Origin of the sequence: Pseudarthrobacter sp. R1, from assembly GCF_024494415.1 — a bacterium.
Lineage (GTDB): Bacteria > Actinomycetota > Actinomycetes > Actinomycetales > Micrococcaceae > Arthrobacter.
This window is the reverse complement of record NZ_JAMKFI010000008.1, coordinates 1134637-1155617: the sequence shown is the minus strand read 5'-3', so window position 1 is coordinate 1155617 and position 20981 is coordinate 1134637. Positions and strand designations below refer to the sequence as shown.

The 20981-nt window shown below is 66.3% G+C and carries 24 protein-coding genes; 3 read left to right on the top strand and 21 right to left on the bottom strand.

From position 1 onward, the window contains the following. Positions 1–140 precede the first annotated feature (140 nt). Together M8J71_RS16350 and M8J71_RS16345 are read left to right on the top strand one after the other, a co-directional pair. Positions 141–1160 (top strand): ATP-dependent DNA ligase, encoded by a 1020-nt coding sequence (locus tag M8J71_RS16350; protein ID WP_256249019.1) that lies wholly within the window; start codon positions 141–143, stop codon positions 1158–1160. 28 nt (positions 1161–1188) lie between these two features. Next, entirely contained in the window at positions 1189–1968 is a 780-nt protein-coding gene (locus M8J71_RS16345) for a hypothetical protein (protein WP_256248818.1), read from the top strand. Positions 1969–2038: 70 nt separating this feature from the next. Here the strand turns inward: M8J71_RS16345 and M8J71_RS16340 are convergent, their stop codons facing one another. The 17 genes from M8J71_RS16340 to M8J71_RS16260 form a co-directional block, all read right to left on the bottom strand. Next, the gene (locus M8J71_RS16340) at positions 2039–2281 is read right to left on the bottom strand and encodes a hypothetical protein (protein ID WP_142938892.1); all 243 of its coding nucleotides are present in this window, start codon (positions 2279–2281) and stop codon (positions 2039–2041) included. 11 nt (positions 2282–2292) lie between these two features. Beyond that, a complete protein-coding gene (locus M8J71_RS16335) occupies positions 2293–2634 on the bottom strand; it encodes a hypothetical protein (protein WP_197521582.1) in 342 nt (113 codons plus the stop codon). A gap of 54 nt (positions 2635–2688) precedes the next feature. After that, the gene (locus M8J71_RS16330; protein ID WP_256248817.1) at positions 2689–3195 is read right to left on the bottom strand and encodes a hypothetical protein; all 507 of its coding nucleotides are present in this window, start codon (positions 3193–3195) and stop codon (positions 2689–2691) included. Further along, a complete protein-coding gene (locus tag M8J71_RS16325; RefSeq protein WP_256248816.1) occupies positions 3188–3559 on the bottom strand; it encodes a hypothetical protein in 372 nt (123 codons plus the stop codon). Before M8J71_RS16325 ends, M8J71_RS16330 begins: the two co-directional genes overlap by 8 nt. A gap of 157 nt (positions 3560–3716) precedes the next feature. Continuing rightward, positions 3717–4211 carry a phosphatase domain-containing protein gene (locus tag M8J71_RS16320; protein WP_256248815.1) on the bottom strand — a complete coding sequence of 165 codons (495 nt, stop codon included), beginning with the start codon at positions 4209–4211 and terminating at the stop codon, positions 3717–3719. Between the two features lie 28 nt (positions 4212–4239). Further along, positions 4240–4524, bottom strand: coding sequence for a hypothetical protein (locus tag M8J71_RS16315; RefSeq protein ID WP_256248814.1), 285 nt, complete (start codon positions 4522–4524; stop codon positions 4240–4242). Beyond that, positions 4521–4784, bottom strand: coding sequence for a hypothetical protein (locus M8J71_RS16310; RefSeq protein ID WP_256248813.1), 264 nt, complete (start codon positions 4782–4784; stop codon positions 4521–4523). The genes M8J71_RS16315 and M8J71_RS16310 overlap by 4 nt, the downstream gene beginning before the upstream one ends. 2 nt (positions 4785–4786) lie before the next feature. Then, complete coding sequence (locus M8J71_RS16305) at positions 4787–5488, bottom strand: hypothetical protein (RefSeq protein WP_256248812.1); 702 nt, start codon at positions 5486–5488, stop codon at positions 4787–4789. A gap of 36 nt (positions 5489–5524) precedes the next feature. Further along, complete coding sequence (locus tag M8J71_RS16300) at positions 5525–6466, bottom strand: hypothetical protein (RefSeq protein WP_256248811.1); 942 nt, start codon at positions 6464–6466, stop codon at positions 5525–5527. A 62-nt stretch (positions 6467–6528) separates the two neighbouring features. After that, positions 6529–7149, bottom strand: a complete 621-nt coding sequence (locus M8J71_RS16295) for a hypothetical protein (RefSeq protein WP_256248810.1) — start codon at positions 7147–7149, stop codon at positions 6529–6531. Between the two features lie 107 nt (positions 7150–7256). Beyond that, a complete protein-coding gene (locus tag M8J71_RS16290; protein WP_256248808.1) occupies positions 7257–10046 on the bottom strand; it encodes an AAA family ATPase in 2790 nt (929 codons plus the stop codon). Positions 10047–10310: 264 nt separating this feature from the next. Further along, positions 10311–10583 (bottom strand): hypothetical protein, encoded by a 273-nt coding sequence (locus tag M8J71_RS16285; RefSeq protein WP_256248807.1) that lies wholly within the window; start codon positions 10581–10583, stop codon positions 10311–10313. A gap of 107 nt (positions 10584–10690) precedes the next feature. Then, entirely contained in the window at positions 10691–12634 is a 1944-nt protein-coding gene (locus M8J71_RS16280; RefSeq protein ID WP_256248806.1) for an AAA family ATPase, read from the bottom strand. A gap of 149 nt (positions 12635–12783) precedes the next feature. Beyond that, positions 12784–14475, bottom strand: coding sequence for a hypothetical protein (locus tag M8J71_RS16275; protein ID WP_071416449.1), 1692 nt, complete (start codon positions 14473–14475; stop codon positions 12784–12786). A gap of 103 nt (positions 14476–14578) precedes the next feature. Beyond that, the gene (locus tag M8J71_RS16270) at positions 14579–15823 is read right to left on the bottom strand and encodes an AAA family ATPase (protein ID WP_256248805.1); all 1245 of its coding nucleotides are present in this window, start codon (positions 15821–15823) and stop codon (positions 14579–14581) included. Positions 15824–16043: 220 nt separating this feature from the next. After that, complete coding sequence (locus tag M8J71_RS16265; protein WP_133830741.1) at positions 16044–17075, bottom strand: hypothetical protein; 1032 nt, start codon at positions 17073–17075, stop codon at positions 16044–16046. A gap of 137 nt (positions 17076–17212) precedes the next feature. Next, positions 17213–18163, bottom strand: a complete 951-nt coding sequence (locus M8J71_RS16260; RefSeq protein WP_256248804.1) for a hypothetical protein — start codon at positions 18161–18163, stop codon at positions 17213–17215. Positions 18164–18334: 171 nt separating this feature from the next. On the opposite strand from M8J71_RS16260, the gene M8J71_RS16255 reads away from it, so the two are divergent. Further along, entirely contained in the window at positions 18335–18892 is a 558-nt protein-coding gene (locus tag M8J71_RS16255) for a LysM peptidoglycan-binding domain-containing protein (RefSeq protein ID WP_197521577.1), read from the top strand. A gap of 70 nt (positions 18893–18962) precedes the next feature. Here M8J71_RS16255 and M8J71_RS16250 read toward each other — a convergent pair whose 3' ends face one another. The 4 genes from M8J71_RS16250 to M8J71_RS16235 all read right to left on the bottom strand — a co-directional run bounded on the left by M8J71_RS16250 (position 18963) and on the right by M8J71_RS16235 (position 20831). Continuing rightward, positions 18963–19304: a hypothetical protein gene (locus tag M8J71_RS16250; RefSeq protein ID WP_256248803.1), complete on the bottom strand. Its 342-nt coding sequence runs from the start codon at positions 19302–19304 to the stop codon at positions 18963–18965. Beyond that, on the bottom strand, positions 19297–19599 hold the full coding sequence (locus M8J71_RS16245; RefSeq protein WP_256248802.1) for a hypothetical protein: 303 nt from the start codon (positions 19597–19599) through the stop codon (positions 19297–19299). Before M8J71_RS16245 ends, M8J71_RS16250 begins: the two co-directional genes overlap by 8 nt. Positions 19600–19816: 217 nt before the next feature. After that, on the bottom strand, positions 19817–20344 hold the full coding sequence (locus tag M8J71_RS16240; RefSeq protein WP_256248801.1) for a hypothetical protein: 528 nt from the start codon (positions 20342–20344) through the stop codon (positions 19817–19819). Between the two features lie 169 nt (positions 20345–20513). After that, on the bottom strand, positions 20514–20831 hold the full coding sequence (locus M8J71_RS16235; protein ID WP_056387481.1) for a transcriptional regulator: 318 nt from the start codon (positions 20829–20831) through the stop codon (positions 20514–20516). Positions 20832–20981 lie beyond the last annotated feature (150 nt).

Sequence of the window (20981 nt, the reverse complement as noted above, 5' to 3'; positions counted from 1 at the left end):
TCGAATGTGGTTGGTTTCCCTGATCGAAGAAGGACCCGGTCACAGCTTTGCTGTGACGCTTCCCGGTGCTTGGTGCTGTATCCAGCCGGGAGGAAGCCTTGTTTCCACCCCTGCTTCGCTGGGCTTACGCTGTGCCCACGATGTTCGAAGGTTTGCCGGCCGCCCTGCATCCTCCTGTTGCCCTTGCTTTGGCCAAGGCCGTGGAGTCGATACCACGCGGTGACGCACTGTCCGGCGGCTCAGTCTTTGAGATGAAGTTCGACGGTTTCCGGGCAGTGTGCCTGGTCGGTTCGGATGGGGCGTGGCTCTACAGCAGACAGGGCAAGGATCTGAGCAGGTACTTTCCGGACGTGTTGGCTTCCGTGCGTGAGCAGATCCCTCCGGGCTGTGTTGTCGATGGCGAAGTTGTGGTGTGGTCCGAAGGGCGGCTGGATTTCGATGCGCTGCAGATGCGCCTGGTGAGCTCAAAGGCGGCTCTTGCGGAGCTCGTGATGAAAAGCCCTGCCTCGCTGATCGCCTTCGACGTCCTGGCAGTGGCCGGGCAGGATACCCGCGGGCTTCAATTCCGGGACCGCCGGGCTCTGCTCGAGGAGCTGGCGCGCGGGTGGGTTCCGCCACTGCATCTGTCACCGGTGACCAGTGACCGGGCCCTGGCGGCCACGTGGTTCAGTGACATGACCGCCACGGGCGTGGAAGGAATTGTGATCAAGGGTGAAGGGCAGACGTACGAGCCCCGGCGAATTTGGCTGAAGGTCAAGAGCAGAAGCGCCCTTGATGTGGTTCTTGCGGCGGTCATAGGTCCCATGGCGCACCCGCGGGCAGCGGTAGTGGGTTTGCCGGTTCACGGACGGCTGCGCATTGTCGGCCGGTCCACGTCCTTGACGGCTCGTGCGGGAAGGGATCTGGCCACATATCTTCGTCCTCCCCAGGGAAGGCATCCATGGCCGGAGGAAATCAGCGAACGGGTGATGGACCGCTTTACCAAGGAGGGCGGCATCACTCGCCTGACTTTGGTGGAGCCGTTGGTGGTTGAAGTCTCGGCCGACATAGCCTGGTCGGGTCAGGCATTCCGGCATTCAGTCCGCCTCATGCGGGTCAGGCCTGAGTTGTCGCCGACGGAAGTATCCCTCCCGGAAGGCTTCCAGCGTGCCTGGCGATAAAGAATGTAGCCATGTGAAGAATGGAGTCATGCGACGAGAAGATGAACCTGAAGAGTTCGAGATTGCCGACTCGTATTTTCAGGAGCTGAGGACCTGGCTGGGCTTCCGGGATTCCCACGAGGCGTGGATCCCGGAAGCCGGAAGCCGTCTGGCGCAGGACGATGGGCTCATCAAACCCCACCAGGCGTCGCACAACATCGCCAATGCGGTAGTCAGCGCGATCGATCATTTGCACGCGCTGGACAGCATCATGCTTGGTGCCGGAGCATCACATACTCTTGCCTCGTTCTCGCTGGTCAGGGCAGCCATTGAGTGCGCCGCACAGGCCGCCTGGATTTCAGCGCCAGAAGAACAGGCGACCAGGATAGTTCGTTCGCTGTCTCTGTCGCTGAAGGTAGCCAAAGACCGCGAGACTGCGTACAGCGAACTGGCACGTCGCCATCCGAATCTTCAGGGAACGCTTCCGGACTTCGACAGCGACAAGGCGCAACTGCAGGCTATTCTCGATGCCTCCGGGGCCGCTGGAAAGTTGATTCTCCCCAGCAGCACGCACATACTCACGCAGGTCCGCGACCTGGTGCCCAGGACGTCCGCCTTGTCCGTATGGCAGTTGTGCTCGGGTTTTGCCCACGGCAGGCGCTGGGCCGCGGATGCCGTGCTGAAGCCGGCGCAGTCAACTTCTCTGCCGGATGATGTCATCGCCAAGGAAAACCGGCCGACCATGAGGCTGCTTGTCTGGACCCTTACCCCGGCTATGGATTTGATCCGGTACAGCCTCGAGCGGCATTCCGAGCTGTCGCGGGCCTAAGCAGCCAATTTGTACCCGCTGAAGCAAGAATCGGCGGCCGGAGCGGGTTCTGCAAAAGATGCCGCGCGACTCAGTTATCCGCGATGGCGAAGATCACGACAATGATGATGATCGGGATGAGCAGCACGCCCGCGCCGGCGGCGAGGTGCTCCCAGCTGAACGGCGAGTTGAGGAAGGCGATGAAGCCATCCCACAGGCTACGGACGGAGCCCACGGCCCAGGCGAAGAAGCCGGTAGCCCAGCCGATGACGGCGGTGACCGAGACTCCGCTGAGCGCGCACAGCCCCACGATCGTTCTGGTGTTCCTGAGCATGGCCAGTCCCCTCATTTCCGGTCCTCGAACAGCAGGTAGTAGAGCCCGATGTGCGGGATGACGAGCACGGCGAAGGCCAGCCAGGCCCGCTTCGGGTCCTCGATCACCCATGTGATCCCGTCTTTGACGGGTTCGGCGTACGCGAGCACCGGCGCAAGAACATCGGTGCGGAAGACCACATGGAAGATGCCGTAGGCCATTCCCAGGGCGATCGCCAGGGCAAGGCTCCGGCGGATTGTTAGCTGCGCCCGCGGGCTCATCCCCCGGCGTGGTTCCGCGACTGCCGGATCCCAGGTCTGGTGGTCCGTGTCGTAGTCGTGCATCACTTCATCCCGTCTCCATCGAATCATCATTCATGTCCATTCTATGAGAAAGGCTGAATGACGAACAGAAACGAGGGCGAATGGTCAGTCGAACTCGAGGTCTGCACCGACTGGTGCGGGTGTGTCGAGCCCCCTGCCCGCCTGCGGGGCATGGTTCTTCGCCGCGGATGCGCGGCGCTGGGCGGCGAGCTGGTCGAGGGTGACCCCGACGGGCCGCCCGAGGCGCTGGCCGGCTGTCCGGTAGACCTCACTGTCGCGGCGTGCGCCGATGGCGACGATCTCGCGCCGGGTGATGCCGCCGGGCGGCTCGGGCCTGACGTCGCGTGAGACGATGCGCAGCGGCGGCTTCTCATGGGGGTCCGCACCGACGTAGGTTGTGTCGCAGTCGGAGAGGTCGGCAAAGCGGGAGTCGTAGTCCAGCGGCTTAGTCGGGTGACGGCGGCCGTTGAGCCGGTGGAGCATGACGATGGTGGCCTCAAGGAGCGCCTCGTCCCGGCTGTGCGCATTCTTCAGGGCGCGCTGGTTGAGCCGTTCGATGTCCTGGCGGGCCCCGGGGCTGAGATGGACATTGATCCGCAGCCCCTCAGTCATCGTCGAGCACCTTGCGGATCATTGACCGGGCGGGTTCACCCAGCTCATCGCCAAGCTCATCGAGGGTCAGGCCGGGCTCCTCGGAGGCGTCGGAGGCACGGATGCGGCGGGAGAGCTCTGCCCGAAAGGCAGTCTCGTCGGCGTGGACCCGCCGGAGCAGGTCGACGAAGTCGGCGAACGGGATCACGGCGGCCTCGGGGACGTTCCCGTCACCGAAGATCAGGGGCTCGGCATCCCCGGCGCGGAAGCGCTCTAGCAGGGTGCCCAGGTCGGCGGCGGTAATCTTCTGGGTCGGGGCGACGTTCACGGAGAACTTCGGCAGGGAGCCCTCGCGCGGGGCCTGGGGGGTCTTGTCGTCAGTCATGGTTCCAGTCTATTCGTGGTCGAATGGGATGCCAGTGCCTCATATTCCACCATTCCTGATGGACACTGAGTCGCTGGGGAATGGCGTAGCGGGGCAGTTGAAGAGAAGCAGGCCCGCGCCCTGCGGCCCACTGCGGGTCGAGGGCGCGGGCCATGCATCAGAACTCGCCCGAGCCGGGCTGGACGTCGAACACCGGCACGCCGAGTGCCTGCCAGGCGCGGATCACCCTGGGCCGGTCATCCAGCGCGAGCCGGACGTCCCACCGCCCGCGGATGAAGGCCTCGTAGATCTCGGGCTTGACGATGTCGTCCGGCCGGCGGTCGCCATGTCCGCGCATGAACAGAGGGCAGCTGGCAGTCCACTCCCCCACATGTTCGATGAGCCAGGCGTAGGTCGCGCGGCCGACGTCCCAGCCGTTGTCGTCCATGACCGGCCTGCCGGAGCAGAACACGATCTCAAGTCCGGCAGCGTGCAGGGCGCGCACGGTTTCGATCACTGGCGGGTTGGGCAGGTCCCAGGGGACGAGCCGGTACTCGTGGTGTCTCCTGATGAAGCGTCCGTCGGGAAGGGTGTGCGTTGCGACCGTCCCGTCGATGTCGACGATCACGGCCGGCGAGAGGACCGCGGCCGTAGCAGTGCTGATTTCTGTCATGGTGGGTCCCTCCTTCCGGGCGGTGAGGCTATTCAGTAAACGGACGCTCGGCCTCGACGTCGAGCGGGACGATCGTCCCGAAAAGTCCTGCAGCATGCTGTGACCCGTGCGGGACTGCCAGCAGGTCGGGACCATCGGGCATGACGCCGGACTCTCCGCATGTGGGACACGTCCATGTCCAGGTGACGGGCGCGTGCACAACGCGTCTGTCGATGATCACCCAGTCGAAGCGGTCAACCCAGTCCTCGCGGCCGAGAGGCTGGCAGAGATCGGCGTCGAAGAGCGCATCGGGCACTGGTGTCCGGCTGCTCATCGCACTCCTTCTTCGGCCGGTGCGGGACCGGGCTGGGCCACCCAGTACTCCCCGAGGGGCTGGATGGTCCCGTTCTCATGGCCATGGCAGGTCAGTTCGAGGGAGCCCGCCCATTCCTGGGGACCCTGGGTGATCGCGGTGCCAGCCGGCACCTGCAGCGGAGCGTGGTCGTGGCCGTGGTAGTCGCGGCAGGCCGACTCGTCGTCGTTCACGAGCTTGAGGGCGCAGCACGCGCAGAGGATGAAAACACCGCTGGCCAAGGTCAGTCCCCGCCTTCCTGGTTGTCGTACTGGCTGACATAGCCGATGAGAAAGTTGTCGTCGACCGGATCGAAGCCGTGCCGCTCCGCGAACTCCGTGTGGTACTCGGCAGGGTCCCGGTCTCCCGGGTGCGGCCGGACGGAGCCGATCGCGTTGGCGATCCACTCCAATTCGTCGGCACCGGACCACTCCGGCTTGGTGCCGAGGCCGAGGGCAATGGCGTCGACGATGTCGGTGTCGGTCACAGGTCCGGGGTTGCCGTTGGTCCGGGACAGCGGCCTGCGGCAGTCGGGGATGAATCCCATGGCAAGCAGGACGGTCACCGGCAGGTGGTGGGCGTGCCAGATCGCGTCGGCGGCGTCGGTGGGGGAATCGCCCGAGGAGAGTCCGCCGGAGAGGTACAGCCGGTAGCCGGCGACCTCGATGGTGTCCGTCTCGCTGGAGTTCAGCGCCTCTTCGAGCTCGTCGATGACCCTGCGGCCGACGCGTTTGATGACCTCCGGGCTCGGCTCGCCCTCGGCGTCCAGGTGCATGTCGGGGTCGAAGTCCTCGACCAGCTCCTCGAGCTGGGACTCGGGGTCGTCGAACCGGAACGATTCAGGGTCCGCGGTCTCCTCGACCATCAGGCGGCCGCGTTCGAAGTCGATCGGCTTGGTGCGGTCGGCCGGGACGGCGATGGCCGCGGTGAGCATATCGGCGCTCATGGGTTCTCCTTGGGTCGGGATGTGGGTGGGATCGGCTCAGGCGGCGGATTGCTGTGTCTTCGCGGCGGCGTGCTCGCGGTAGAGGCGCACAGCCAGGTCGACGCAGTAGCAGGTGAACAGGAAGTGGATGTCCCAGTCGCGCAGGTCCCACTCCCAGGTGTCGGAGCCGACGGTGTCCTCGTGCTCAGCCAGCCATTTGTGGGCCTCCGACTCGCTGTCGGCGTGCCAGCGGGCGTCTTCGATGATTTCCATGCGCCGCTCGGCAGGGGAATGTCGTGGGACCTCGATGTCGGCGAGCTCCATCCAGTTGTGTTCCTCTGTGAGCCGGTCGAACTTCTCGTCGGGGATGCCGTCGGTGCTCCAGAGGGCAGCGCGCGCGGCAGCGGCCGCGTTCCGGCGCTCGTGGTTCAGCACGGTGCCGGTGGCCGCGAGGTGCTCCTGGGCGTTCCAGTGGGCCTCGAAGAGCGCCAACTGTGCGTCCCCGTCAAGGCCGCGCAGTTCGTGCAGGCGCGCCAGCAGCGCCAACTGCTGATGGTGGACCTCCTGGGCCTCGGTGCCGAGTCCCTCGCTTTCTTCGAGGTGCTCCCGCACCAGCTGGATGAAGAGATCTGGGTCGTACTGCTTTACTTCGCGGGAGCGGCCGCCGCAGAGCTTCTCGGCCCAGTAGCGGAAGTCGATGCTTGGCGCACCGTCGGAGTAGTAGCCCTCGCTCTTGCCGGCCGACGCGAAGAACCCGATCATGTCTGGTTCTCGGGTGAACATGTAGCCGTCGGCGATGTCGCCGCTGGTGGCCAGGTGGCCGGGCCAGGTGGTGACGTCCCAGGACCACATGCGGGTCCCTGGGGCCTGGATCCTGAAGTGGCGGTAGAGATCCTCGTCGTGCAGAACGACGAGGACGTGCTCCCGGGTCTGGGCGAGAAAGTCGGCGTACGTATGGGCGTACGGGTTCTCGGGCTTGACGGTGTTAGGTGCGGACATGGCGGGTCCCTTCCGGGTCTGCTGGTCAGGGTTGTGGTCGGGGCCGTCCGCCCGGGCAGGGCTCAGAGGATCGGCAGTGGCCGGCCGGAGGGCTTGTAGTGGCCGTCGGCCTCGTCGAGCAAGGCCTCGGTGAGGAGCACGGTGGCGGGCATGAGGAACGCACCCACGAGCGCGGCGAGGCGCTGCTCGTCGGCCAGCACCCGCTCGGGGATGCTGCCGCGGGAGCTGAAGAACATGTCGGCACGCTCGATGAGGCTGGCCCGGCGGGCCTCTCTGGAGGTGAAGTGCTCGGCGACGGTCTGTCCGGGGCCGTACTCGGTGATCACCGAATAGAGCGCGGCGGGAACCTCGGTCTTCTTGCGGGTTGTGCTCACGTAGACCTGGACGCCCCATCGGCGGCAGAGCTTGGCGATGGCGTTAACCACGCTGTCCGGGGCGCTCTCCCACTGCCCGGAGCTGGACTGGTACAGCTCGTGCACTTCGTTCGCGGCGGAGGCGTCGATTGCGCCCAGAACGACGTCCGAGGCGGTCAGCAGCTGCGCGCACATGCGCAGCCGGAATGCTGGCGAGGGGTAGTGGTCGTGGAAGACGATCCGGTCGTCGTGGCAGATGACCAGGTCGTAGGCACTGTCGGGGCCCGGCACGAGCTCCTCTGAGCCGGCCTGGATTCCAGTGGCGGTCATGGCGTGCTCCTTCGAAGCTGCATTGGCTGTGTTTATGGGATGGGAAGCAGGAGGCGCGGGCGCTCCGACCTCTCGTGGAGGTGGAGCGCCCGCGCCGGTGCCGTCGGTCAGACGGCTTCTGCGACCTGCTGCTGGTCGCCGGCGGTACCGGCGTCCTCGTCGTCGACCAGAAGGGTCGGGTCGATGCCCGCAGCGCGCTGCGCGTTCTTCTCGTCACGCTCGGTGAGGGCGTTGACGATCTGTTCGTAGCTGCTCTGGATCGGCGGGTTCTTCGCCGTGCCGTAGGAGAGCACGTATTGGCTCTTCATAGCGCGCGTGAACGCGACGTAGAACATCCGCTTGGTGTCCTGGGTCATCTTCGCGTCCTCCTTGTAGAGGACGACGACGTTGTCGAACTCGAGGCCCTTGGCACCGTGGATCGTCGAGACGACGAGATCGGCCTTGGACTCGAGGTTCTTCCGCTTGCGCTCCTGGTTCTTCTGCTTGTTCACGTTCAGCTTCTGCTGGTTGCGCGTGATCTCGAAGGACAGGAGGTTGTCGCGGAGCCGGTCGAAGAACACGTTCGCAGGCAGACTGCCCTGGTTGCACAGGGCCACCCAGCCGTTGATCGCGGCGCTGTTCTCGACCCACCACTCGGAGATGGTGCGCAGGATTGCCTTCTCGACGTTGACGTTTCCGGCATTCTTCGTCAGCTTGCCCATGTTGTCCTTGATCCCCTGGGAGACCACGAACGAGGCGTTGGCCGGCTGCACCTGCAGGACGTCGTTCCAGAAGAACTTGATGTACTTCGAGAAGATGTCCGTGGCGTAGACGCGGTCGCTGACGAGCGAGGCCACGTGCTTATTCGGGTAGGCCTTCTCGAGCACTTCCTGGATCAGCGCCACCTCACGGCGGGCGTAGGCCAGGAAGGCCACCTGCTCGCCGCGGTCCAGGCAGGCCTGAACGTACTCCGGGATCACCGTGTTGCGCACGAGCGGCTGCAGGTCGTTGGCGATGAAGCCGGTCAGGCGGGCCACCTCGTGGTAGTTGAGGGTGACCTTCTCCTGGAAGGAGTCGGCCGTGGGCACCGCCAGCGAGTTGGCCTGCAGCTGGATGTTGGCGAACTGGTTGGTCTCCAGACCGCCAAGCACGACGTTCGCGAAGTCGAGAATCTCCTGGTTGCTCCGGTAATTCGTCGTGAGCCGGAAGGTTGCGAAGACCCCCGAGCCCTCCAGCGTGTTGAGCGCCCTCGGGTTGGCCGAGCGGAACTCGTACAGCGTCTGGCTGGCGTCGCCGACGACGAACAGCGACTGGGCGTGCTTGGTGATGTACTTCAGCACGTAGATGAACTCGAAGACCGAGTTGTCCTGGACCTCGTCGATGATCAGGTACTTGCTCTGCACGTGGGCAGGCTCGGACATGTCATCGATCTTCTGGTAGCAGATGATGATCTGCAGCTCCAGCGAGGTCTGCTCGATGCGGTCGAGCAGCGCGATCACCTCGTCGAAGTGGTTCTCGACGAAGGTGTTCAGGGCCGTGAACGCGCCGGTCTTGTTCTGGTCGACCTCCAGCAGGCGGTGTCGGAACGTCGCCGCGAACTGGCTGTTCGGGTAGAAGATGTCGATCGAGTTGATGATCGTGTCGATGGCCGAGACCTTGTGGGTCGGGTGGTTCATCGAATAGATGTCGATGATCATCTTGGCGATCGTCATCGAGCCGACGTTCGGGTTCTTCTCCGTGATGTTGTCGGCGGCGGCGTTGGTGAACGACAGGACGGTGATGTCGCTGGCGGGCACCCCGCAGGTCTCGAGGTACTTGATGCGCTCGAGGATCACGGTCGACTTGCCTGTGCCCGCGCCGGCCTGCGTCATCACGAGCGGCTCGTGCGTGCTGAGCGCGTCGAGCTGCTGCTTGGACAGGACTGGCGGGAAGACCGGGGCCGTGGCCGGCTGGGGCGGCGTGATGAGCTGGCCCTTCATGCGCTCCAGGTGGTCGAGGGTGTGGTTCATCAGCAGGCTGAGGTTCTGCTTGGACAGCTTCGCCGCGATCGGCGCGGAGAACGTGGTGTCCAGCTGCTGGTGGATCCGGCGGTAGGCCTCCAGCGGGACGTTGTAGTTCTCCAGGTAGCGCAGCTGCACCGCGAGCATGTTCAGCTGCTCCTCGGTGGGGCTGGCCGGCATGTCCTGCACGTACTGGCAGACGGTGTCCGAGATGGCTTCGGAGTCCCAGATCTGGGCCAGGCGCGTGATGCGCTCGTAGATCGGGTACTCGTCCATCCAGTCGCCGAGCTTGTCGAGGTTGGTGGCACTCAACCCTGCGGCCGAGAGCACATCCTCGATGACGTCGCGGGCATTCTCTGCGGGGCTGGTGTCCCACTGCAGGAACACCGCCGCGTCGTGGTTGCCGTAGCCGATGGAGCGGGACACCGATACGGCGCGCTCGGGCTCGGCCGATCCCTGCTTGAGGAAGTAGAGCTCCAGGCGGTACTGGATCACCAGGTCACGGCGGATCTTGTCGCCGGACTTGTCCTCGTACACGGTCAGGGCCTGGGGGGTCATGTCGAAGTGCACGTCCCAGGAGTTGGTCGGCGTGGCGATGTCGAGCTCGAAGCGGTCATCGACATGCGGTACCGGCAGCGTGAACGACCCGCCCGAGAGCAGGGAGCGGCGGGTGATCGGGGCCAGCGGCACCAGCGCGGTGGTGATGTCGTGGTGGGTCGAGCTCTGCTTGACCTCGATGTCGCGGTCAACCGCGTAGGCGGTGTTGGTCGCAGTGTTGATCGGCCGCAGGCTCTCATTGAGCAGGCCGGTCTTCTTGCCGGACCCGGTCAGGCGCGAGGAGAAGAACTTCGGGTCGACGGTCTTCTGGGCAGCGACGGCGGCTGCGGAAAGGTCGATGTCGTCAAGCAGAATAGGCATGGTGTCGTCTTTCTTCGAACGAATCAGTAGGCGGGTCGAGAGGGTTTGTCGAATGGAAGCCGCATAGACCATTCTCACAGGAGGTGAATGGTCAGTCGAATGCTCGTAGACGAGCGCTTGGGTCACTGGCGCGGGCATGAGAGCGGGAGGGCTCGCCTCTGGCGACGAGCCCTCCCGCGCTCCTCTCAACCCACCCGTCAGGGGCCGTGAGGCCCCTGAATCCGGGCGCGGCGGCGTTAGCCCCGCGGACCCGGACACCGCGCGCTACCCATGCGCGCGGCGGTCAATCGCAGGCTCACCTCTTGGGTAGGCCCGGCGGGAAGCACCTTCAGTCGGCGTTCCAGGGATTGGCCTTGGTGACGGACCCGGAGGGGTCCACCTCGACAAGGCCGAGCATGAGTGCGAGATCACGGCAGTCGGCCGCGCCGCCGAGTGGGCGGAGACCAGCAGCAGTGCGTCGTCGCAGATCTGCTCGCTCCTGTCTTCGGGCTGTGCCGCACGGACTGTGCCGACGGCGGTGGTGGTCGTGGTGGTCATGGCAGTGACGTCCTTCTTCCTGTGTTCGAACGCGGTACGCGCACGCACGAGCGCCCCCACCCCGGGTATCCGGGACAGGGGCGCTCGAACGCAGTGTGGTGCCGGGATCAATCGACGGCCAGCGCCTCCGGCTCGTCGGAGACGGCGGCAGCGGGTGGGATGAACGCAGTCGACGCAGCCGACGCAGCCTGGGCGGCGAGCAGCCGGTCCTCGATCCACACGCGCACGGCCTTGCCGGCCGGACGCGCACCCTGGGAGTCGACGTAGGTTTCCTCGGCGACGGCACGCAGCTCGTCGTCGGGGATCGACGCGGGCAGTGTCTGGCCCAGGCGGGGCCTGGCGTCCAGGATCCGTTCGCGCTGGCGGCTGTACTCCGCCGCGAGGATCTCCCGGTAGGCCTGCTCGTCGACCGGGTTGAAACCCACGACGAGTGAGAACCGCCCGAGCAGCTCTGCGTCGAAGAACTGAGCCAGCTCCTTGGTCAGGGACCGGTGGGAGACCGCCGGCGGGGCCGAGCCGAAGCCCACCGGCTTGCGGTTCAGGGCTTCCCGCGCGGCGTTGGTCGTGCAGATCACCAGCGCCTTGGAGAAGTCCAGCACCTTGCCGTGGGCGTTGCGGATGTAGCCCTCGTCGAAGGCCGAGAGGAACAGCCGCTGCACGGCTTTGTCCGCCTTCTCGAACTCGTCGAGCAGGATCACCCGGTGGGGGTTGGACTCGAGCGTGTCGAACGGCAGCTCGCGGTTGGAGTCCGAGCCGACGTAGCCCGGAGGTGCCCCGACGATCTTCGCGGTGTCCGAGGGAGTGTGGAACTCCGTCATGTTCAGGATGATCGGCTCGGTGCCGGTCATCTGCTCGGCGATGATCTTCGCGGTCTCGGTCTTGCCCACGCCCGAGGCCCCGGCGAGCATCCAGGTCATCGGAGTCGAGGTCGGGAACAGGTCCAGCTCCTCGCGGGCCAGGCGGTCCACGAGATTCTCGAGCACGTCGTCCTGTCCGCGCAGGCGGCCCAGCAGGGTTGCCCGGAGGGTCGCGACGTCGAACTCAGGGCGCTGGGCGTTGCCGGTCATCAGGCGCTTGGCGACGTCCAGGACGCGCTTGGTGGTCAGCGGCACCTGCGGGATCGACCGCAGGGTGTTCACGAGTGCCGTGTCCCCGGCGGCCTCGGCCTGGACGATGAGCTTCTTCTGCTCCAGCACACGGTCGGCCATTGCGCGGTCCAGCAGCGTGATGGCGCTGTCGGGGCGGTGCTGCCCGGCACGGGAGTTCTCCTCCGCGATCCGGACCGTCTCCGCCAGGACGTCGTCAGAGACCGCGATCTGGTGGCGGTAGTGCGCCACCAGGCCCGGACGGACACTGCCGAGCACCGTGAGGGTCTGCTCGGCGGTCAGTTCGTCGACGATGAGCGGGGTGAAGCGCCGCGCGAAGGCGGGGTCGTCGTCGAAGGCCCGGGACTCGGTGGAGGTGGTGGCACCGATGACGCGCATGTCGCCGCGGGCCAGGGCAGGCTTGAGCACCTGCGAGACCTTGCGCAGCACCGAGTCGGTGTGGGAGGTGGATCCACCGGTGATCTGGTGGATCTCGTCCATGAACAGGATGACCTTGTTTTTGGGGTCCGAGGCGAAGTCGATGACGGACTGGACCTTCTCCTCCAGCTGCCCGACGATGCCGGAGCCGGCGACGAGGTTGGTGATCGGCAGCTCGTAGACGGTGAAGCCCTTGAGCTGATCGGGGATGAGGGTGTCGCCCAGGGCGATCCGGCGGGCGATGTCCTCGACGATCCGGGTCTTACCAACGCCTGCGGAGCCCTTCAGAAGCACGTTCGGCTTGTTCCGGCTGATCAGGACGGAGAGGACCTGCTCGATGAGCGCGTTGCGGAACATCGTCGGGTCGGCGTTCTTGAACTTCTCGTTGTAGTCGACGAGGAGCCCCTTGACGGCGTCGTCGGACTGGCTGCCCTGGCTGGGGATGCCGCCCATGGGCGGGAAGCTCGGAGGCGTGCCGCCGCTGTTCGTGTCGTCGTCGGAGCTCGACGTGAAGTTGTTGAGGCCCATCGCGGGGTCCCTCCTTCGGTGGGGTTCGCCGGGCGGTGCGCTGGGTGGGCGCGCCGGGATGCCTGGCAGGGTTACGGGTAGGTCTGAGGGAGGAGGAGACGCTGGCCGGTTCGGCCGGTCGGCGTCTCCTCCATGGCTGGAGGGCAGGGTTAGAGGACCATGCCCAGCAGCTTCTGCCGGATGCTCGGGTCGATGTGCTGCATGCCGTTCGCGTACGCCTCGGCGGAGCGGACCATGTACTTCCAGTCCATGGCCGAGCACGGGGCGTAGTAGAGGTTCGCCGGGTGCTCCTCGCGCCTGGACGGCGGAGGCCACTCGAAGTCGGTGATCATCAGCGACAGCCGGCGCTTGCGCTTCGGCGAGGCGTTGATGTAGTCCCAGATCTGCTTGAACTCCGTGCCGCCGGTGACCTTGGGCACTTTCCGGAACTCATTCCAGATCTGCCGCGTCGACTTGTTCTCTACTTTCAGCAACGTTTCCTGGGAGAGCATGTGGCTGAACGAGTTGAAATACAGGTTGACGTTGAGCTTCTTGGCGATCTTGATCAGCATCAGCACCGCCTCCTGGTAGTTCTCCTCGGAGATCGATCCGGAGGTGTCGATGTAGATGTGCAGGTCTGGCATGTACTGCACCGAGGTGATCCGGCCGGGCTTGTTGAAGTCGTCCGGGTTGCGTCGGTTGGCCTTGAGGAAGGTCGTCTTCGTGGTCCGGTAGATGTTTTGCGACTTGTTGACCTTGCCCATGCGCTTGAGCACCCGGGTGATGTCCTTGAACAGGTCCAGCTTCGTGGGCGGGGCCTTGCGGAACTTTACCTGGGCCGAACGCGAGCCCGGCTGGCCCGGCTGCTGCCGTGCGCCCATGGCGGCAGCCCTGGCAGCTGCCCGCGGGAGCGAGGTCAGCTTGGACAGAGCGGCGTTGGAGACGACTTTCACGGGCGAGGCGAGGGACTGGTTGATGAGGTTCCACTCCCCCGTTACCTTCGCGGCGGTGGCGCGGGCGTGGGCCTCGACGTTGACCAGGACCAGCGACCGCGGGCAGAACAGCTCCCCAACGGTAAACGGCATGATGCCGGTGTCGAGGGCGGCCGCGCCTGTTGAGGCGGCCTTGCGCTGCTGGTCGACGTAAGTCATCAGCATGCGGATGACCAGCCGGGCGAAAGAAAACTCGTCGTTGCCGTCGGAGTCGTCCTTGCGCAGCAGCAGCGACTCGGTCAACCCCTTCAGCGAGAGGTTCGCGAAGTCGTTCAGCAGCCGGAGGGTGTCCGCCGGCATCGCGTTCGCGCCGGCCATCGCCTGCACCTGCTGGTTCAGCCAGATCTTGAAGCCGTCGAACGCGGCAGAGGACTGGAACCAGAAGCCGAGGGTATTCGGGTGGTAGGTGTAGGCGACGGAGGCGAAGAAGGCGCTCTCGTCAGCGGAGCCGGCGAGCAGGCCCTTGGCCGCGGGGATGACATCGTTCTGGGCTGAGTACAGGACCCGGGCTGACGGCGCGGGCCACTTGTTCTGCTGCCCGGCCTGGACAGCGAACAGCTCACCCACCGGCAGGGGCGTGCCCTGGTCATAGCTGACCAGGGTCTGTCCGAGCAGCTCCTTGGCGTTCTTCTCGGCGGCCGGGTCCATCGTCTCGCCGAGGCAGCGCATGACGATGTCCAGGACGTCGCCGGTGATGTCGTGGCCCGAGCCGTCGACGATGCTCGCCGGAGCGCTGGGGTTCAGCGGCTCCAGCAGCGGGTCGACCAGGACCTTCTGGATGGCCGGCATGGGGTCGTAGTCGCCCGTGCACGAGATCGTGTGCAGGGCGTCGAGCACCGCCGGCTTCTGGTTCGTGACGGTGATCGTCATCGTGGTCTCCTAATGCGGTCTGAGGCGACGGGTGTCGTGGGGTGGCGGGGAACGCTCCGGAACGGAGCCGGTGGCATCCCCCGCCGCCCGGTGCCGGGTCGGCTCAGAGGAAGGCCGACAGGGACGGCTTGACCGCGGCCACGATCGGCGAGTCGACCTCGAGGAACGCCTCCAGGTTCTGCCGGTCGAACTGCCCGGTGGTCACCAGCTCGAACAGGGTGCGCGTGTGCTCCGGCTCAATCTGGACGGCCGCCTGCGCCAGCTGCTCGATGAGGCGCGAGTTGTCCTCCTTCTCCTTCATCGCGTAGAGCAGCGAGCCGGAGACCTCGTTCTGGGTCAGGCCCGAGATCTGCGCGGCGAGGTCGGTGACCGTGCCCGCGGACTTGAGGGTTGCGTAGCAATTCGGCTTGGGCACGTTGACGCGGTTGTGTGCCGGGCCGCCCGAGTTCGAGGCAAGGTCTTCGGCGATGACCGCCACGAGCTGGGTGGTGAACATGGTGTCGCCGGTGAATGCCTCGATGGCCTCGTTGAGCAGTGAGGTTTCGCGGCTGCCAATGTGGACCGGGGTCGCGAGGTGGCTCGCCAGTTCCTGGCGGTCGACCCTGTTCAGCCACCGGGAGAGGTGGTCGATGGTGCGCGGCGTGGTGAGCTGGTTCATCTCCTCGCCGCCGTCGAACAGCTCGGCCATGGTGACGTTGCCGTCGTCATCGTCGTCATCGCGGCCGTCGGCCACGATGGAGTTCGGCGTCGACTTCTGGAAGATGAGTCCGGGGTGCTGGGTGAGGACTTTCTTCACCCAGGGGTTGAGCGCGTCTCCGAGGACGGACATGAGGGTTGTCGCATCGGGCTCGACGTGGAAGATCGCGAAGCGCGACAGCGAGGCCTCGTCGAGAGTCGTGACGTTGCCCTTGTCGTTGCCCGCCACGATGAGGCGCACGTTCTCCGGCAGTTCGATGTGGCCCATGCGCCGCAGGGTCACCAGGGTGAGCGCGCCGGAGGTCACGTCGGAGGTCGTGCGGTTGATCTCGTCCAGGAAGAGGATCGGCCACTCGCGCGGGTTCTCCAGCGCGTAGTCGATGCACTCCTGAATGACCTGGTGCGGGTAAAAGACCTGCTTGTAGGACTGTGTCCCGTCGGTCTTCTCGTAGGGCACCAGGCGCGCCCCGGTGAGGTCGGCCTTGTCGGCGAGCTGGTTGCAGGGCAGGACGAAGGCTTTGGTGCCCATCGAGTAGGCGAGGGCCTCGACGAAGGAGGACTTGCCGATGCCGGGCTCGCCCATGAGCGCGGGCGTGGCCCCGACCTCGAGGGACTGCTGGATCAGAGTCGTCAGGGTGTCGTTGAACTTCATGGGAATGTCTTTCTGGTCGTGGGTGAGCTGTGAGCAGGTGAGACGGGAGACGGACCCACGGCAGGGCTGAGCGCCGTACGGGACATGTCGGAAGCAGGGCCACAAGGCCCGGTGACGGGGGCGGTCGGGCTCAGAAGCCCACCGCCTCCCCATCCCCGATCGGGCTCCGCCCGATCCAGTCCTTGTTCCACCGCCAAACCGATGGGCAACCCCCGAAGGTTCACCCCGCCTCGGCGGAGGCTTCCCGTGCCGCCACCAGGGCAGCGGCACGGTCCAGCAGGAACGGCCTGCCGTTGCGCATCTGGGCGTGCTTGGGCCGAGGCTCGATCACCGCCAGCGAGGTCTTGTACAGCAGCCAGGCCTCGTCACCGGAGGAGAACTGCGCGCCGAAGGACCGGTAGGTGCGCAACGGCAGCTGCATGCCGGTGTAGAGGACACCCAGGACGGAGAACTCCCAGCGGGAGCGGTCGTTGTCGAAGTCCTCGGGCGTCTTCAGCCGGTCGCGGGAGCCGGCGAGTGTCTGCTCGACGATGGCCTCGGCGTACGGGATGTCGGGCATTTCGCCGTCTGTGCCGACGGCGGTCGAGGGGATGCTGATGCTTGGCTTGGCCTTGGCGGCGAGGTCTGCATACAGGTCCGCCACCGAAGAGAACCGGTCGGAGGCTGGTCGCGCCGCAACGTGTTCGACGATCCGCTGCGGCACCGGGTTGCGGGTGAACGTGCACCAATGGTCCAGGAGGATCTCGTACCAGCCGTGCTCCTCACGCAGGACGCGCTTGTCAGCGGCGATCGGGAAGTCGTGGAGGTTGGCGGGCAGCGGGGCGACCAGGTGGAAGCCCCGGCCCGACATCGACAGCTCCGAGTACAGGATTCCGGGCAGGCGCAGGATGTCTGCGGCCACGTCCGGCGGGCAACCGGGCTCGACGTCGATCACGATCAGACCGTCGGAGGGGGCCTGCAGGTAGAAGGCAGCGTTCGCCGCGTTCGGCAGTGTGTCGGCCAGCTGGTCGAGGGTGAGCAGGCAGGTCGCGTCCAGGGCGAAAGCTCCGCGCAGGGGGCCTGCGTGGCGGCAGCCCGGATTGCAGCCGTCGAGCAGGTGCCGCACATCGATCGGTGCCTTGCGGCCGGAGTCCTCGTCGTCGAGCTCGCCGAGCCGGCCGGAGATGGTCCAGCGGCAGGCGGTCGCCAGGGCGCGAATCGCGGGGTTGTCATAGAAGCTGGGGAAGATCGCGCGGGGATCGACGGCGGTCACATCAATGCCTTCTTGTCGGGAGCGGATGAAAACAGGGCCGGGTTGCACTCTGGCCCTGAAAGACGAGACCCCCGTACGGCATGGATGCCTGCACGGGGGTCTCGTCTGGGGGTTCGGTCGGTCGGATCGGCCTTGGATCAGCCCTGGTAGGTGATTCCGGCCTGCTGGGCATCGCCGGAGCCGCCCCACGGGCCCTGGCCGGCGGGAGCACCCACGGCCGAACCCGCGTTCTTCAACTCGGCGTTCTCACGCTCGAGGCGGGCGAGCTTCTGCTCGGGCGTCTCCTGCTGCGGCTGCACCGCGGGGACCGGGGCGGGAACCGGAGCCGCGGGAGCTTCCGGAAGCACCGCGACCGGTGCGGTGGCGACCTGCGTGTGCACCTGGGCCGGAGCCGGTGCCGCGACTGAAGCCGCGACGGCGGGCTGCGGGGCCGGGAAGGACAAGCCGTCCTCGACCTCGGTGGCGACCGGCTCCTCGCCGTTGCCGACGGCGGAGCCCGAGCCCGGCTGGGCCTGGACCGCGCGGGGCGGGGCGTTGAAGACGATGCCGCGGGCCGCGAGCTCCCCGCTGGCGACGCCGCCGGCGTTGTAGTAGCGCGGGGTCTCGTGCACAATCACCTGGTCGAGCGACAGGCCGCGGTTGGCGAAGTTCTTCGGCTTGTAGACGCGGAGCACGAGCGTCACGTCCAGTCCCTGTGCCAGCTCCTGGCCGGAGGTGTCCTGGTCGTAGGTGCCATCACCCTTCTCGGACGGGATCGCGATGATCGGCAGGTTCGTGCCCTTGGAGTCGATCGAGTAGTTCGCGCCCGAGGCTGGGTTCTTCTTCGAGGTGTAGCGGCGCTCGGAGACGAACTGCTCCTCGACCGTGGGGTTCGCCGGGTCGGCGAACTGCACCTCGGCCTCGGTGATCGTCGCCGTGGTGTGCGGCTTGCCCACGGGGCTCATGCCGTTCTGGACCTTGCGCTGGTCGCTGGCGGCGAGGGCAGCACCCTCGATGAGGCTGGTCAGCCGGGCGAAGGCGAGCTTGCCGCGGATGAAGACGCTGGTGCCCTCGGTGAGCTGGTTGGCGGAGATGGAGTAGTTGGCCATGGTGGTGGGTTCCTTCTGTTGAGTGATTCGGTGGTTCGTGGCGGCCCGTCGGACTGGTCTATGACTCGTCTATCCCTTCTCCTATTCTATCAAGATGCACTGGACTACGAGTAGAATGTGCATGAGGACTCGAATGGTCACAAATGGTGAGCTGGATAGAGAGGGACAGGGATGACGGATACGATGCACAGGCCCGAGGAGAAGGTCGCTGATGCGGCTCCCCCGGCCCGGGTGGCGGTGCAGCGGCGGGACCGGCTTGGGCCCCTGGGCTATGGCGGTGGACCGGTGCTGGCGGCCGGGATCATGGCCGGTGGCGCGCTGCTGTTCGCCGGCTGGGGCGCGACGCAGCTCCTCACTGCTGACCGGAGCCCGGCGAGCGATGCGGCGGCAGCTTCCCAGCACGAGGAGGGCACCGTGACGGTGACCTTGCCGGACCGGGACCGCAACGGGGTTCCGGACGCCTTCGAGGCCAAGGCCGGTAACGGCAACTCTGCGGACGGCCAGGGTTCGGGCACCTCGGCGTCGGGCAAGGGCGACGAGGACAAGCCGGCGCAGGTCCCCGAGCCGAAGCCGCAGCCGCGGGTGTATGTGATCCAGTGGGGTGACACCCTCACGGAGATCTCGGCGGAGACCGGAGTGCCGATCGGGGCCCTGGTCGAGAAGAACCGGATCCAGGATCCGAATCTCATCTACGCCGGGGCCTCGCTGCTCATCCCGCCCACGGCGTGAGAGCAGGCCTGGGGTCCGGACTGCGCCGACCTTCAGCGCAGTCCGGGCCTCTTGCTGTGTCCGGAAACGGTCAGTCGGCGGGTCCTGCAAGCATCTGCTGCAGCGATCGCAGCCGCGCTAGCTCGGCCTGCATGCGGGCGACGTCGTCCGGCGCGTAGTCCTGGGGGTAGTCGAGCTTGTACTCGGCGAGCAGCTCGATCTTGGCGGCGAGGAGGTCCGGCACGCCGAGTTCGTCGATCAGGGCCCGGGTGAAGGCCCGGAACGCGTCCTCGTGGGTGATCGCCGCGCCCTGGGCCCAGCCGAGGGCTGCGAGGGCGGACTCCCCGTCCTCATGGGTGAGGCCCCGGGAGGTGACGACAGCGGCTGCGGCCTTCTCGGTGAGGCTTGCCATCGTTCCGGTCGGGTCAGTCATCGGCACCGCCGCCTTTCCCTGCGGCGCTGTCGCCGGCCGGGGGCGACGGGGTCTGGATGTCCAGCCAGACCTGCATGGCCTCCAGGACGTTCGAGACCCCGTCGCCTTCGTCGAGCGTGATCAGCTCCGTCCATCCCGACTGCGTGAGTGTCGAGACGGCGAACTCTTCCCTGGCCGCAGTCACCTGGTAGAGCCCGGAGCCGGCGACTTCGTAGATGGTCCGGCCGTGCCGGGCGGAGCCTTCGGCCCGTTCGTACTTGACGGGCAGCTGGGCTGCGCGGAGAGGGACGGTCATGGGCTACTCCTGTGGGTCGTGGCTCTCAAGAACAGACGATTCGGTAACGGTGGCCGCGCCGCGCACCGCGCGGCTGCGACCACCACGGAACGACCCCCGGGACCGGCGTGAGCCGGTCCACGGTCTTTTCCACCGGTTCCCCAGGGAAGCAAAAGACCCCGCCTCGGCCGAAGCCGGGCGGGGTCGATCGAGCGCCGGAAGAAGTGCTGCGCCGCGCTCAGGCGGCGTCGGTGTCGGCCTCACCGGGATCCTCGGCAGCGTCGTGCCTGTCAAACAGGAAACCCCGGGCCTGGCCGCTGGCCATCATGTCCCCGAGGTGCGCCAGGAGCACCGCGCGCTGCGTGGTCCGGCGGTCCTCCAGCGGGTCGTAGTCGCGCAGGGCATCCAGGTTGACCACCCAGCCGTTCTCGCGTTCGACGGCTTCCTCAAGTTCGGAGTCAGCGGCGACGGTCATACCGGTGAAGTCGTGGTCGAACTCGGGTGTGACGTCGAGCCGCTGTGTCGGGTCGTCGATGTAAAGCGTGTCGCCGAACAGCAGCCCGCCGGAGCGGTCGAAGGCGGCGAGAAAGACGCGGTCGGCGCGGGAGGTGTTCTCGACATGCACGGCGGCCACGGCGTCGTTGGCGAGAAAGTCCGTCTGGCTCAGACGGGCATAGGTGCGTGAGCGGGCTTCGTAGCACCACATGATCGACCGGGCCTCGTCGAATCCGCGGAACTCGTCGGAGGGGGGCTGCATATCGACCATCTGATGCTCCTTCACGGGCGTGATCACCTTAGTCCGGCGGGACATCACGATGTACGGAATCGCCGGGCTGTGGTTCCCATCCTGCCACAGGAGTGGAAAAGATTCCACTCAAATACCAAACGCCGGCACGAGGAAGACGTCCGCAGGGTGGTGGGACCCCGCGGCGGGATCAGTCTTGAGCGGAATCAGGGCTCTTGGGAGGGTCGTCGAGCTGCTCGCTCTTGCGCGCCAGTTCCACAATGGCCCGGATGCTGGCCAGTGCTCCGTCGCTGAGCCCGTGCACACGCAGGGCGATGGTGCGCTCCTGCGGGGTCAGCTCCTGCTCGGTGGCGCTGTCTGGCTCGTTCTCCTCCAGGAAGTAGGACAGGGGGACGTCGAAGGCGTCGGCCAGGGCTCGGAGGTGCTGCAGGCGGGGATTGTGGGCCTCCCCCTTGCGCAGTTGCTGCAGGTAGCTGAGCGACATCGACGAGATGCCGCGCTGCTCCATTCTCTGGACGATTTCCTGCAGGGTGACGGGGCGACCGTGTGGTCCCGCCGTCTCCGCGAACAAGCGTTCTAGTCGCTGGGCGATGGTCACGGAGCTGGATCCTCCTCGTGATTTCAGACATGAAGTCATCGAGGCGAACGGTGCACGCGA

Bases quoted from the DNA above. Each gene is read 5' to 3' on its own strand.
- M8J71_RS16350 (WP_256249019.1), top strand. From the start codon at position 141: ATGTTCGAAGGTTTGCCGGCCGCCCTGCATCCTCCTGTTGCCCTTGCT.
- M8J71_RS16345 (WP_256248818.1), top strand. From the start codon at position 1,189: ATGCGACGAGAAGATGAACCTGAAGAGTTCGAGATTGCCGACTCGTAT.
- M8J71_RS16340 (WP_142938892.1), bottom strand. From the start codon at position 2,281: ATGCTCAGGAACACCAGAACGATCGTGGGGCTGTGCGCGCTCAGCGGA.
- M8J71_RS16335 (WP_197521582.1), bottom strand. From the start codon at position 2,634: ATGATGATTCGATGGAGACGGGATGAAGTGATGCACGACTACGACACG.
- M8J71_RS16330 (WP_256248817.1), bottom strand. From the start codon at position 3,195: ATGACTGAGGGGCTGCGGATCAATGTCCATCTCAGCCCCGGGGCCCGC.
- M8J71_RS16325 (WP_256248816.1), bottom strand. From the start codon at position 3,559: ATGACTGACGACAAGACCCCCCAGGCCCCGCGCGAGGGCTCCCTGCCG.
- M8J71_RS16320 (WP_256248815.1), bottom strand. From the start codon at position 4,211: ATGACAGAAATCAGCACTGCTACGGCCGCGGTCCTCTCGCCGGCCGTG.
- M8J71_RS16315 (WP_256248814.1), bottom strand. From the start codon at position 4,524: ATGAGCAGCCGGACACCAGTGCCCGATGCGCTCTTCGACGCCGATCTC.
- M8J71_RS16305 (WP_256248812.1), bottom strand. From the start codon at position 5,488: ATGAGCGCCGATATGCTCACCGCGGCCATCGCCGTCCCGGCCGACCGC.
- M8J71_RS16300 (WP_256248811.1), bottom strand. From the start codon at position 6,466: ATGTCCGCACCTAACACCGTCAAGCCCGAGAACCCGTACGCCCATACG.
- M8J71_RS16295 (WP_256248810.1), bottom strand. From the start codon at position 7,149: ATGACCGCCACTGGAATCCAGGCCGGCTCAGAGGAGCTCGTGCCGGGC.
- M8J71_RS16290 (WP_256248808.1), bottom strand. From the start codon at position 10,046: ATGCCTATTCTGCTTGACGACATCGACCTTTCCGCAGCCGCCGTCGCT.
- M8J71_RS16285 (WP_256248807.1), bottom strand. From the start codon at position 10,583: ATGACCACCACGACCACCACCGCCGTCGGCACAGTCCGTGCGGCACAG.
- M8J71_RS16280 (WP_256248806.1), bottom strand. From the start codon at position 12,634: ATGGGCCTCAACAACTTCACGTCGAGCTCCGACGACGACACGAACAGC.
- M8J71_RS16275 (WP_071416449.1), bottom strand. From the start codon at position 14,475: ATGACGATCACCGTCACGAACCAGAAGCCGGCGGTGCTCGACGCCCTG.
- M8J71_RS16270 (WP_256248805.1), bottom strand. From the start codon at position 15,823: ATGAAGTTCAACGACACCCTGACGACTCTGATCCAGCAGTCCCTCGAG.
- M8J71_RS16260 (WP_256248804.1), bottom strand. From the start codon at position 18,163: ATGGCCAACTACTCCATCTCCGCCAACCAGCTCACCGAGGGCACCAGC.
- M8J71_RS16255 (WP_197521577.1), top strand. From the start codon at position 18,335: ATGACGGATACGATGCACAGGCCCGAGGAGAAGGTCGCTGATGCGGCT.
- M8J71_RS16250 (WP_256248803.1), bottom strand. From the start codon at position 19,304: ATGACTGACCCGACCGGAACGATGGCAAGCCTCACCGAGAAGGCCGCA.
- M8J71_RS16245 (WP_256248802.1), bottom strand. From the start codon at position 19,599: ATGACCGTCCCTCTCCGCGCAGCCCAGCTGCCCGTCAAGTACGAACGG.
- M8J71_RS16240 (WP_256248801.1), bottom strand. From the start codon at position 20,344: ATGGTCGATATGCAGCCCCCCTCCGACGAGTTCCGCGGATTCGACGAG.
- M8J71_RS16235 (WP_056387481.1), bottom strand. From the start codon at position 20,831: ATGGAGCAGCGCGGCATCTCGTCGATGTCGCTCAGCTACCTGCAGCAA.